Consider the following 13,438-nt stretch of genomic DNA (forward strand, 5'->3'; position numbering starts at 1 on the left):
TTTGACTTTGCCACTCTTCAGATGTACGGAGCTTGTTCAAAACTCAAATAGGATTCCTATATCTGCTTTCAGACGTGATAGGTCTTTTTCTAAAGTTTGGCGAATAGTAGTTTTTTGCTTATCAGAACCTTTAATTTGTGCCAGTAATTTGACCATCAATTTAGCTATAAATGGAGCTTCTGGTTTCAGAGTCGCTTCTCCTTCAATACTGACAGACCTTTCCACAGTTTCTTCGGTTTCTTTGGTAATATCCTTAAACCAAGATTCAAAGTTTTTCAGAAGTTGAGGATCAAATTTTAAACCTAATTTACGCAACTCAAATTCTACTTGTTTAATGACGATTAAATATAAATCTGTATAACGAGCATCATTAATATCTGTTTCTTCGTTAACCTCTAAATAAATTACGTGGTATTGTTTTTCCCATTGGTTTTGAATGCGTTTTAACTCTGTACTTTTGCCACAGCCGCGATGTCCCGTAAACAAAATTGTGCTGAAATCTGCGGGTTCTTGAAAGTCCAAAATCGTACTAACGCTGCAATTGCTGAAGTTTTACGGACTCCTGATAAATCAACATAGTAACGCTCCATGTCTGCACCCTCTAGCGGTTCAACATTACAAACTTGAAATGCAGCTTTGAGAGTATTAGCACGCTGGTGATTCATTGGGTTTTAAATAACTTTATAGATATGACTTTCTCAATCTTAAATTCTAGGCGATCGCAATGCGATTTTACATCTGAATTGCACGCTTAAACATCTTGTAATATCTTATACATTAATAAACTGGATAACGATATAGCGTTCTCAGGTGCATGAAGTACATCAGATAAAAACCTCACCCCCCCAACCCCTCTGGGAACTCACGTAGAGGGGAGATAAAGCACATCTGTACTTCATTCTTATTAGGAAATGCTATATAGCCTGAAAATTTTTGAACGGCTGCGATCACGCTATGTTGAAAAATGAACTTTCAAGTATGCGAAACTGATCATGTGCTGCTAAAGCCGGTATGTTAGCTTTGACAAAGGCGATCGCGGATAAAACTAAAGATAAATATTATATTCAATTGTCAATCCTCCAAAAGAAATATAAATTTGAATATGGAACAAGTAATTACTGCAATGGCAGATGCTTTGTTTATAACCAGTAAAATAGGAAAAATAAAAAAAGTAAATCATGCTGCTCAAAAATTATTTGGTTATAGTGAAGAAGAATTAATTAATCAACCAATATCACTGATAATTGATGATCATCAATTATTAATACCAGGCATTGACCAGCATTCTTATTTTCAGAAAAATTTTCATAATTTCGAGGTAGTTTGTCGAACAAAGACTAGAGAAAAGCGGTTAATTGCTTTTTCTTGTTCAGTAATTCCGAAAAAAATCAAAGAATTAGAAGATATTGTCTACATTGGTCGGGATATTACTGCTCGGCAACACCGGGAACAGCGTACAAGTACCCAGTATGCTATCACTCGTATATTATCAGAATCCCAGAGCGTAAAGCAGGTAATTCCGCAAATTTTGCAGTCGATTTGTCAAAACTTGGAATGGGATTTAGGCGAACTTTGGACACCAAGTCAATATATTGGCACTTCGGTACAGGGACATAGCATCAATGCAGTACTAAGATGTGTAGAAATTTGGTCAAGTCGAGTAATTTCTGTCCGAGAGTTTAAAGCAATCACCTGGCAAACTACCTATACACCCGGTGTTGGCTTACCTGGTCGAATTTGGATCAGACGTTTGCCCTTATGGATTCAAGATATCACAGAAGATGGAGACACTCGGCGATCGCAATTTGCAGCTGAGGCTGGATTGCACGCAGCTTTTGGCTTCCCCATCTTAGACGATAGTGAAATCTTAGGAGTGATGGTTTTTTTTAACCAGGACGTACAACCAAAAGATAAAGACCTATTGCAAATGGTGGGTTCTATTGGTAGTCAAATCGCCCAGTTTATCAAACGCAAACAAGCAGAAGATGCTCTTATAGAAAGTGAAGAACGGTATCGAGATTTATTTGAAAATGCTAATGACCTGATTCAATCCGTCAATCCATCTGGTCGTTTTTTGTATGTTAATCGTGCATGGCGAGAAACTTTGGGATACAGCGAAGCTGAAATTGCGAATATGAATGTTTTTGATATTATACATCCAGAGTTTAAACAACACTATTTGCAAAGGTTTTATCGCGTACTGTCAGGAGAAAAGTTTGTGCAAGTAAAAGCGGCATTCGTGACTAAAGACGGTCAAACAATCTTTCTAGAAGGTAATATTAACTGTAAATTTATCGAAGGTCATCCAGTTGCGACTCGCGGCATTTTTCGCAATGTCACCCAGCGGCTAGCAGCAGAAGAAGCGCTGCGCCATCAACAGGAAGAAACCCAACGTTTATTGCTGAATATTTTACCAGTCGCAATCTCCAAACCCTTGAAAGAAGAACCAGCTGACATTGCCGAAGACTTTGCTGATGTCACAGTTTTATTTGCAGATATTGTCGGCTTTACCGAAATTGCTACTTCTCTGAGTGCAATTCAACTGGTAAACTTACTCAACCCAATTTTCTCAGCTTTCGATCGCCTCACTGAACAACATGGTTTACAGAGAATCAAGACGATTAACGATGCTTATATGGTAGTTGGTGGCTTGCCTACGCGCCGCCCAGATCATGCTCAAGCGATCGCTCAAATGGCACTCCACATGCAAACAGCGATCGCTCTATTTAATACTAAGAATAACCAAAACTTCAGCATTCGTATCGGCATCCATAGCAGTACCGTAGCGGCGGGAGTAATTGACCTCAACAACTTTACTTATGATCTTTGGGGAGACACGGTAAACATCGCTAGCTGCATGGAATCCCAAGGTATTGCTGGGAAAATTCAGGTTACAGAAGATACTTATAAATGTTTGTATGAGCAATTTTTATTTGAAAAGCGCGGCGAAATCGAAGTTAAAAGCAAAGGCAAGATCACAACCTATTTGTTGATTGGACGGAAGGGATGAGGCAATACGGTTCGGATAAGGTTTTTTGATGACACACCCTAGATCGCAAAGACGCGATAAATCGCCGTTTTTACAATAATCAGTCCTTTGTAGAGACGGCGATTTATCGCGTCTCTTGCCTTAACCGAACCGTATTGAGGGATGAGGGGCATTGGGCATGGCTCAAGAATCAATAGTTTTCTTCCCGCTCCCCCTGCCTCCCCTGCTCCCCTGCCTCCCTTGCTCCCCACTCCCCACTCCCTAGTGAGTATTCGGAATCAGCCGCCCACAGGGATAAGTAGCTGTTTGCTGTGAAGCACTATCAGCCACTGCTGCTGGAATCTGATCCGATGGTCGGGTTTTGGCTGCTAGATAGTCTTTTTGCAGTTTGTCAAAAATGGCTTCTCGCCTGTCGTAGAGACGCTTCAGGGGGCGAGGCTGGCACTTATTTAAGACGTATGCTGTCACCAGTGGTAGAGCGATCGTGCTATCGGTATAACAAACAATTGTGTTAGATAACTCCTCCGGGTCAATCTTACCCCAGCTGACGGCTTCCGATGGGGTTGCTCCAGACAAACCGCCTGTATCTGGACGCGCATCGGTAAACTGTACAAAAAAATCGTGTCCTCGTTCTTCTAGTCCCAATACTTCGTGAAGTTGCGGTTGGGTTTGTAGCAAAAAGTTTTTCGGACTACCGCCACCGAGAATTACAGCTGCACTTTTACCTCCTGATTCACGGGCATTATATGCGATCGCAGCCGTCTCATTTACGTCAATTGATGGATCTATCACCAACTGCGAACCTTCCAAAGCTAAAGCCGCCACGTTCATCCCAATTGAGCTATCTCCTGGAGAAGACGTATATATCGGCACGCCATACTCATAAGCTGTCGCCAGCAAGCAGGAATGTTCCACACCCAGCTGCTTTTCTACTTCCCGAACATACTTACCCAATAAATAGTGAAACTCAGCAGTTCCCATCCGCTTCTGAAACGCTTCCCCTTGCAAAATCTTGCGGATAAACGCATCAGTTTCCAGCAGCACATCGTAACCAAAGATAATGTCATAAATGCGAATAGTGCCTTCCTGGCGCAGTTTCACATCATCCAAAAACGGATTACCAGCAAAGAGTTCAAAACCCAAGCCGTAATGCATATCGTGGTAAAGATTTGCACCAGTGCTAATCATCCAGTCAATAAAGCCGTTGCGAATTAAAGGTGCAAGTGCTGAAACCCCGAATCCGGCTGGTGTCATCGCACCGGAAAGGCTAACTCCCACTGTGACACCTTCCTTTAGCACATCACGACTCAGAAGTTGGCAGATTTCCCGCAACCGCGCTGAGTTGTAAGCGGTAAAGTATTGATCAATCAAATCCACCACATTGATATCATTTGATATCGGTGTTGGTGCAATTTTTTGACCCAGCTGTTTAGACATTTTGGCACTCCCGAACTAGTAAACACGCCGAATCTAATGGTATCTAGCTTTCAGCCAAAGTGACAATCTGAATGCGGCAGTGAATTTGTCAAGAGTCGCCAGTTAGGTGATGCTAGCCTATGGACTGGTAGATGCCGACATCTCCAAGGTGAAGTAGGAAGTAAATGCTAAATTTATCTACAATCTTTCTCGCAGGAGATTGGTTTAGGTAACTTTAGATAAGTTTTATGTAACGGAATGCGTCAACAGAGGACTCAAGCAATGGGATATGTAATTGCTACTGCAAATATGAAAGGTGGCGTTGGTAAAACTACCCTCACTGTCAACTTAGCTACCTGTTTAGCTAAAAATCATGGTAAGCGGGTGCTTGTCCTTGATTTAGATAGCCAAATTAGCGCCACACTCAGTTTAATGTCGCCTTTAGATTTTGCCAAGCGTCGTAAACAAAGTAAGACATTTAGATATCTAATAGACGAAGTTATTAATCCAGATCCACAAGCAAAACTGACAATTCAAGATATCATTCAATTCCAGGTTTGTAATCTTCCCGGACTGGACTTATTACCAGGAGATATCGACTTGTATGATGAATTTGTTGTCTCCGAAATGCTGCATAAACAAGCAACTGCTTTGGGTGAACAGGACTTTGAAATGATTTGGAATCGCTTTGAAAGAGTCCTGATAAATAACATCTTAAAACCAGTACGTCAAGAATATGATTTTATCCTTCTCGATTGTGCCCCTGGCTATAATCTATTGACTCGTAGCGCTTTAGCCGCCAGTGATTTCTACATACTTCCTGCTAAACCAGAACCCTTATCTGTAGTGGGTATTCAACTGCTGGAAAGACGCATTGCCCAATTAAAAGACAGTCACGGACATGAAACCAAAATAGATATAAAAATGCTAGGAATTGTATTCAGCATGTCCAGCGCTAACCTTCTCACTGGCAGATACTATAAACAAGTGATGCACCGCGTTGTTGAAGATTTCGGTGTAGAAAAAATTTGTAAGGTACAAATACCAGTTGATGTCAATGTTGCTAAGGCTGTTGATAGTTTTATGCCAGCTGTTTTAATTTCTCCCCAATCAGCTGGTTCAAAAGCGTTCTTTCAGTTAACTCAGGAGTTGTTGCAGAAGCTTTAATTTAGAGTGAGGAGTTATGAGTTATGGATTTTATTCCTAACTCCTAACTCATAACTCCTAACTTTTAGAACTCTCCGGCTAGGGCTGCAACACACCGATCGCAAATTAGCGGATGTTCTGCTGATTCTCCCACATGAATGGAGTAGTTCCAACAGCGATCGCATTTTTGCCCATCTGCCTTTACAACATCAATAATTGTTATTTTCTCAGTACCTAACAATTTAGCTACTTTTATCTGTTCTTCTGCCTCTTTAAGAGGGGAATCTATTAGTTCAACTTGAGATACTAAAAACAGATAACGCAACTCATCTACCCCATTACTTTGGTCAACAGAGTGGGGGTTAAGAGATTGTAACTGTTTACGCAGTTCCAAATCTGAGACATATAACAAAACCTTAGCTTCTAAAGAAGACCCGATTTCTTTCGCTACTCGAAGATTCTCTAAACTTCCATTGACATCGGTACGAATTTTCCGTAACTCTGTCCAAAATTCCGCTAATTCTGGATTACGCCATTTTTCCTCTACTTGAACCCAACCGGCTTCAAATACTGATTTGTAAGGTGTTTTGTAGGGGAGATATTGCCAGATATCTTCGGCGGTGTGGCATAATACTGGTGCGATCGCTCGAGCTAAATTTTCTATTGCTATCTTCAGCACAGTTTGACAACTGCGACGGCGGAAAGCATTGGTTGCACTGATGTACAGCCTATCTTTGGCAACATCTAAATAAAAGTTGGATAAATCCACCACGCAGAAATTCTGCACTGTTTGGAAAAAGCGGAAAAATTGGAAACTCTCAAAGGCTTCCGTCACTTCCTCAAACACTTCGGTGATGCGGTGCAGCATATAACGGTCAAGTTCTGGCAATTCCTCGAAAGCTACTGCATCTTTTTCGGGGTCAAAATCATCCAAGCTACCCAACAAAAACCGCGCCGTATTACGAATTTTACCTCTGACATCGTTCAGCTGCTTGATGATGTTTTTCCCAATGCGGACATCGCCGGAGTAGTCTACCGATGATACCCACAATCTCAATACGTCTACACCGTAGGCCGGTTCTACTTTTTGATTTTTTCCACCTTGAATGATTATATTTGGGTCAACCACATTTCCTTCTGACTTACTCATCTTCCGCCCTTGTTCGTCCAAAGCAAAACCGTGAGTTAGCACAGTTTTGTAAGGTGCAATGTCATTCACTGCGACACTAGTGAGCAAACTTGATTGGAACCAGCCGCGATGTTGGTCGGAACCTTCTAAATACATATCAGCCGGGTAGTGTAAATCTGGACGCTGTTTGGCCACAGCTGCCCAAGATGAGCCAGAATCAAACCATACATCCATTGTGTCTGTACCCTTGCGGTAAGACTTACCATTTTGGCGATAGGATTGGGGTAATAACTCCTCAGCTGATAATTCCCACCAAGCATCAGAACCTTTTTCTGCGATGATTCCTTGGACGTGGTTGATAGTTTCTTCATTCAGCAGTACTTCCGCAGTTTCTTCATCGTAGAAAACGGGAATGGGTACACCCCAACTCCGCTGACGGGAGATACACCAATCGGAACGTTCCGCCACCATTGGCGTGATCCGATTTTCACCTTGGGCTGGAATCCATTTTACCGTGGCGATCGCCTTTAATGCTTCTTCTCTAAATCCCTCCACCGAAGCAAACCATTGTTCAGTCGCGCGGAAAATCGTTGGCTTCTTCGTCCGCCAATCATAGGGATACTTGTGGGGATATGCTTCTTCCTTCAACAAGGAACCAGCCGCAGTCAATGCATCAATCACCGCCTGATTACCATCACCCAGCACATTTAACCCCGCAAATTCTCCCGCTTCTTCGGTAAAATTGCCATTGTCATCCACTGGTGCAAGGATAGGCAAACCGTAGCGCTGACCAACAATGTAATCTTCTTGACCATGACCGGGTGCAGTATGTACCAACCCAGTACCCGATTCAGTAGTAATGTAATCACCACCGACTACAATCGGACTTTCACGGTCAAATAGAGGATGACGATAAGTAGTATGTTCTAAATCATTTCCCTTGAAAGTGGCTTTAAGAGTTAACTTAACTCCCAACGTCGAAGATAAACGTTCCACTAAATCAGCAGCAACGATTAGGTATTTAAAATTACTCTGCGCCTCCGCTTCTGGGCGGGAAACTTCCACCACTGCATAATTCAAATCTGCATTCACCGCCACAGCCAAATTCGCCGGAATCGTCCAAGGTGTAGTCGTCCAGATAGCCACACCCAAATCTGACTCATATGCCGCCAACAATGGTTTTACAGCTGACGCCAAACCTGTGATTGGAAAAGCTGCATAGATACTGCGGGAAACGTGACCTTCAGGATATTCCAACTCAGCTTCGGCCAAAGCGGTTTGAGAACTCGGACTCCAGTGAACCGGCTTCAAACCGCGATAGATGTAGCCTTTCAAGAACATTTGACCAAAGACGCCAATTTGAGCCGCTTCATATTCCGGCTTCAGAGTTAGATAAGGGTTGTCCCAATCCCCCCAAATACCGTAGCGTTTAAAATTTTGGCGCTGGTCATTTATGGTAACTAAAGCAAATTCTTTCGCTTTTAAGCGCAGTTGTAAAGATGTCAAATTTTGCCGTTCTGCTGACTTCATGTTCTGCAAAACCTTTAACTCAATTGGCAACCCGTGACAATCCCAACCAGGGACGTAGCGAACTTTACGCCCTTGTAGCAGTTGGTAGCGATTAATAATATCTTTGAGAATTTTATTTAAAGCATGACCAATATGCAGTGAGCCATTAGCGTAGGGAGGCCCATCGTGCAGTATAAATAATTCGCCGGGGTTATTTTTGGAGAGGCGATCGTAAATTTTATTTTCTTCCCAAAATTTTTGGATTTCCGGCTCACGCTTGATGGCGTTTGCCCGCATCTCAAAGTTAGTCTTGGGTAGGTTTACAGTCTCTTTGTAACTTCCTGATTCGGTCACAGTCTCATGCCTAGAATTAGGTGTGCAGGTTTTATTAATTATAGAAGATGGCATGAAAACCAAAATTTGCTATTTTACTCACCTTTTTCGATAAACCTCTCCCTGTCTTGAACAAAAGTTAAAGTCTGTCCATTGAGACGGGCGAGGGTACTTATAGGAGTCCAAAATAGAACTTACACAGCTATTGCCAAGGTGGATAGCAAACTGGGTTTCCTTGATGATAAAGGGTTTCTCTTTGCCGTTCAGGAAACACCCATGTTTGCCATCAAGGTGATGAAAAGTTATTCAGAGCGTCTGAGTCGCTTGCAGCATAAGCTGTGAAGGAGGCAGGAGGCAAAAAGTATATTAAGCAAGAATCAAACCGGATTCCTATATATACACCACTTACACAAACAATAGCTGAAAAGAATGATTTTTAGGTAGGAGCAATTCATGAATTGCCCCTAAGCGCCTGTAGTTTTACGTAAATCCTAATATAGACTCGTCAAACTCATCTTAACAGCGCTAGGCGGGCAAGCCTGGGTACGAGTGAGAGAAAGAGAAAAGAGACTTTCAATCACCTCGGTTTTCCGCTTTGCCTCATCGGGTTGGCTCTCAACTAGGGAACTAATCAGGAATTTTGCAGAGGTTGAGAGTTAGTCAACAGAAAGTAGTATACTTTCCTGAGTACGTACATTACCTATCGGGACTTAAACATTTTTGAAGCATAAACAAGCTTCAAACCCATACAGGGCAGGGAAAATACACCAAAGACTCAAAAATGCTTGAAATCCAGATATATCAATAAACTAGGCAAAACGATGTCAAAGTCTATCTGTATATACATTTGAGTGTTTTTTCTGGCTATTTTTTGTCTAAGTCCCACTATCCAAGGTATCGTTTAATTAGAAGAACATTCCCTAACAAAAAGTCAAGTATTGCAAAAAAAATTATTCTTTTTTAGAAGAATAAAAAGTTATATACTAATTTAAGTGTAATTTACGTAATTTTATTTAAGTAAACTGAAAATTCTTTCTAGCAAAAAGCTAGGCATGAGTAGCATTTTTTACTGGCTCTCCATTAGTTTACTATCAAGAAAAATTTTTGAAGGACTAGATTAATTATGACTAGCAAGTGGTTGCTAAGTAAGTGGAGACGAATCTTAAAATCGTATCTCCCCTTTGTTTTCATTGTGACATTGCTGGCTGGGATAATCTTTTCCAGATTGAGTCCAACTATCGCTGCTGATTCCTTCCTAGATCCGGGAACCCAACCGAAGTTCATCAATTCGTTGCCGTCTCCAGCAAGGATAAATGCTACAAAAGGTGGTAACTTCAATGTAGTGATCGGACAAACTAACCAATGGCTTGGATTATATAGCAGTCCCGGTGCAGATGGCATATATGGTACAAAGGATGATGCACGCTTAAACACAACACTTTGGGGGTATGGCTTGCAAGGGCAAACGAATGTTACCTACCCAGGCCCCACATTCGTGGCGCAAAAAAACGTACCGATTCAAGTGCTGTGGGACAACAAACTACCAAAATCTGGATATATTTTACCAGTAGACAAGAGCATTCTTCCAGGAATGATTGTAAATGCTATCCAAAAAGGGCTTGTACCTACAGCGGTGCATCTGCATGGCGGTCATACTGAGTGGACTAACGACGGATATCCTGATGCTTGGTTTACACAAGATTTTTCACAAACCGGAACCCGTTGGCTTAAAAAGAACTATAGTTATGTAAATGACAGCAGGGCAGCGACACTCTGGTATCACGACCACGTTATGGGTAACAGTCGTTTAAGTCTATATGCTGGTCTTGCAGGCTTCTATTTGCTGAGGGATAACAACGAGATTAATCTGATCAATCGCAACATTTTGCCCAGTGGTAACTACGAAAAAGAAATCATCATCCAGGATAGAAATTTCACTGCGAACGGTCAGCTTTACTACCCACCTAGTTCAAATTATCCCGCCGCTCCATATCCAAGTATAAGGTCGAATTTCTTCGGTAATTTCATCCTAGTAAATGGCATGGCCTGGCCAAAGCTGGTGGTCGAACCCAGAAAGTACCGTTTACGGTTGGCAAACGGTTCAAACTCGCGCTTCTACAACCTGAGTTTCAACGACTCAAAGGAAAAGTTTTATCAAATCGGCACCGAGCAAGGCTTATTAGAACAACCAGTCGCGCTTGGAAATTTAATTATTGCTCCAGGTGAACGCGCTGATGTGATTGTTGACTTTACTGGCGATTCAGGGAAAGAGTTCATCCTGAATAACTTGAACCGTGATTCAGGTGATCCCAAGCTTATAGGTCAGATAATGAAGATTGCGGTCAACCAACCACTTTCAAATGTTCAAAATGCGACAGTCGATACTAATGAAAGTGGTGGACTGACAACACAGTTGATACCTGACAAGATTACGACTCCTGCTCAAACCGCAATGACTCGGAAACTGGTTATTTTTGAGACCAAGGATCAATACGGTCGGACGCTGCTACAGCAAGGTACATTGGCAGACGGCTCATTGGGCTATGATGATCCAATTACTGAGAAACCAAAACTCGGCACAACTGAAGTTTGGGAATTTTACAACACGTCACAAGATCCACACCCAATTCACTTACACTTGGTTTCCTTCCTGATTCTAAATCGACAGACATTTACTGGCAGTCCAGTCCCAGTGATCACAAGTCCTGGTAAGACTAAGCTATTTCTAAAAAATCCTGTCCTAATCGGCAATCCTCAGCTTCCACCACTCTCACAGAAAGGTTGGAAAGACACCGTAGTTGTTTATCCAGGTGAAGTTGTTCGTATTATTGCCACCTTCGACAAACCGGGGTATTATGTCTGGCACTGTCACATCCTGGAACATGAAGATTTCGATATGATGCGACGCTTTCAAGTTGTGGCAACTCCCTAAAATACCAATTCGGTTATCTTAAAGAACCTCTCAAGAATATCACTCCCCTACACGGCTACCGGGAGTTTAGCTCTCTTGCTTAATTTATGTATGCTCTAGCAAGGTGAGGTCAGAAGTCAGGATTTAGGATAACTGTAGATTGGACTCTTGACTTCTTTATATGGTGTATTTTATTGATCCGAGAATTCCTGTATTGCTATCCAATAGAAAGATAAAGTGAAAGATGCAAGATTTCCCGGAGGTAGTAATGGCACGTAAACGGTTGATTATCGAAATGGGGATGGGAATAGATCAGCATGGACAAGAACCGACAGTAGCAGCATCTAGAGCAGTACGTAATGCGATCGCTCACAATGCCTTACCTGGTGTTTGGGAAGTTGCAGGCTTGAGTCACCCTAATGAAATGATTATAGAGGTTCAGGTAGCAGTACCATATCCAGAACAAGTTAGGGAAGAAGAGGTATTAGCTGTACTGCCATTTGGTCGGAAAACCCTCACCGTAGAATCTGGAGGGATGATAGTTCAAGGGCGGGCGATTCCCGAACTCAACGATAAAAATGACGAAATGTTGATTGCGATCGCAGCTGTAACAGTTCTGGTTGAAAATGAGTAGCTGAGGTCAAACCCATAGAATGCTAATGCTCGACTAACTTTCGTAATGAGTTGCAATAATGGGTTTTGCTCTCGTGCGCGATTGAAAAAATCCAACTTGGCATTTGTGGCGCAATCGTTCCAATGTTGGCATATACGTTTGGTGTCCCCTGCCCACCCTACTTAAATGGTTATACTAACTGTGGGAGGCTGTGAATCTAACCAGCCAGCTTCCATAGTTATGTTTTTTTATAGCTTGCTGCACTATGTCCTTCATCAAAACCCCGCTGATTGGTTTAAAAGCTGACTCATTTCGTCATCCATTAGACCTGGAAGCTACCAGAGCGCTCAAGCAAGTACCAGGCATAGATATGTTGGTGCGAAATTGGCTTGGGCCAATGGCAGAGCAGGTTTTCTATGTGGAAAATATTGCCTCCAGTATTCTGGTGGGTGAAAAGCAACTGCCCGATTTATACAAACTGTTGTTAGATGCCTCTAAAATCCTGGATATAGAGCCTCCCCAGTTGTACGTCCGGCAACATCCGGCTCCCAACGCCTATACTTTTGCTATGCGGGGTAAGCAGCCGTTTGTTGTGCTACACACATCCCTGATTGATATCCTTACACCAGAAGAAATACAGGCAGTAATTGCCCACGAGTTGGGGCATCTCAAGTGTGACCATAGCGTTTACTTGACTCCTGTAAATTTATTAATATTAGCTGCGGCGATTGTGCCCAATGTTGGAACCTTCGTTGCTCAAGCCATACAGGCACAGCTTTTAGAATGGGTACGCTGTGCTGAGTTTACCTGCGATCGCGCCGCACTACTAGCAACCCAAGACCCCAAAGTTGTCATGTCATTGTTGATGAAGTTGACGGGTGGTTCCCCTACCTTAGCGCCACAACTGAATCTCGATGCCTTTGTTGCCCAAGTCCGCGCTTACGATGATATTAGCAAGACCGAACTAGGCGAAATGGTCAAAGCCGCCCGCACAGCCCAATTAACCCATCCAGTGCCAGTGCTACGGGCGCGAGAAATTCACCGATGGGCAAGCACCACAGAATATCAAACTCTATTAGACAGTCACGGACTTAAGTATACTGATAAAGTTACACATCAGGGCGGGTGGCGCAACTGGTAGAGTTACTAATCATAACCACTTTTATACTTTCTGGAGGGTAATAACCAGACCCTCCTCACCCACTCCGTAGGATTAGAAGTCTCTTAATCTAACGCCAGTTCGCTATTAACGAGTCCAATCTCGCAGCAGAGATTAATTTGCTAACTCCGAATCTTGTCAGATGAACAAATGCAGAATATTAGCAAAGCTTTATAGCATTTTCTAGTCTAGTGAGGTACAGTAACAACAATGAGTAAACCAACCACGGATAT

Annotated in this window: 9 protein-coding genes and 1 pseudogene; 6 read left to right on the plus strand and 4 right to left on the minus strand. The window is 42.5% G+C overall.

What is annotated here, in order from left to right:
* Positions 1-36: 36 nt before the first annotated feature.
* A complete protein-coding gene (locus PUQ00_RS29560; protein ID WP_300423257.1) occupies positions 37-522 on the minus strand; it encodes a hypothetical protein in 486 nt (161 codons plus the stop codon).
* A gap of 580 nt (positions 523-1,102) precedes the next feature.
* Here PUQ00_RS29560 and PUQ00_RS29565 point away from each other — a divergent pair.
* Complete coding sequence (locus tag PUQ00_RS29565; protein WP_300423259.1) at positions 1,103-3,010, plus strand: adenylate/guanylate cyclase domain-containing protein; 1,908 nt, start codon at positions 1,103-1,105, stop codon at positions 3,008-3,010.
* A 38-nt stretch (positions 3,011-3,048) separates the two neighbouring features.
* Here the strand turns inward: PUQ00_RS29565 and PUQ00_RS29570 are convergent, their stop codons facing one another.
* On the minus strand, positions 3,049-3,240 hold the full coding sequence (locus PUQ00_RS29570) for a hypothetical protein (protein ID WP_300423261.1): 192 nt from the start codon (positions 3,238-3,240) through the stop codon (positions 3,049-3,051).
* A gap of 10 nt (positions 3,241-3,250) precedes the next feature.
* Positions 3,251-4,426, minus strand: a complete 1,176-nt coding sequence (speY, locus tag PUQ00_RS29575; protein WP_300423263.1) for a deoxyhypusine synthase — start codon at positions 4,424-4,426, stop codon at positions 3,251-3,253.
* A gap of 261 nt (positions 4,427-4,687) precedes the next feature.
* Here speY and PUQ00_RS29580 point away from each other — a divergent pair, with 261 nt between their 5' ends.
* Positions 4,688-5,572, plus strand: coding sequence for a ParA family protein (locus PUQ00_RS29580; protein WP_300423270.1), 885 nt, complete (start codon positions 4,688-4,690; stop codon positions 5,570-5,572).
* 64 nt (positions 5,573-5,636) lie between these two features.
* On the opposite strand, the gene ileS is transcribed toward PUQ00_RS29580, so the two are convergent.
* Positions 5,637-8,543 carry an isoleucine--tRNA ligase gene (gene ileS / locus PUQ00_RS29585; RefSeq protein WP_300423264.1) on the minus strand — a complete coding sequence of 969 codons (2,907 nt, stop codon included), beginning with the start codon at positions 8,541-8,543 and terminating at the stop codon, positions 5,637-5,639.
* A 147-nt stretch (positions 8,544-8,690) separates the two neighbouring features.
* Between ileS and PUQ00_RS29590 the strand changes: the two are divergent.
* The 4 genes and pseudogenes from PUQ00_RS29590 to PUQ00_RS29605 all read left to right on the plus strand — a co-directional run.
* A pseudogene (locus PUQ00_RS29590) lies at positions 8,691-8,864 on the plus strand (cyclic nucleotide-binding protein); the annotation flags it as partial.
* 781 nt (positions 8,865-9,645) lie between these two features.
* Positions 9,646-11,454, plus strand: a complete 1,809-nt coding sequence (locus PUQ00_RS29595) for a multicopper oxidase (protein WP_300423266.1) — start codon at positions 9,646-9,648, stop codon at positions 11,452-11,454.
* Positions 11,455-11,701: 247 nt separating this feature from the next.
* Positions 11,702-12,067: a Lin0512 family protein gene (locus PUQ00_RS29600; protein ID WP_300423267.1), complete on the plus strand. Its 366-nt coding sequence runs from the start codon at positions 11,702-11,704 to the stop codon at positions 12,065-12,067.
* Between the two features lie 244 nt (positions 12,068-12,311).
* A complete protein-coding gene (locus PUQ00_RS29605; protein ID WP_300423269.1) occupies positions 12,312-13,187 on the plus strand; it encodes a M48 family metallopeptidase in 876 nt (291 codons plus the stop codon).
* Positions 13,188-13,438 lie beyond the last annotated feature (251 nt).

This window comes from Nostoc sp. S13, from assembly GCF_029379315.1.
In the GTDB taxonomy this organism is placed as follows: Bacteria; Cyanobacteriota; Cyanobacteriia; order Cyanobacteriales; family Nostocaceae; genus Nostoc.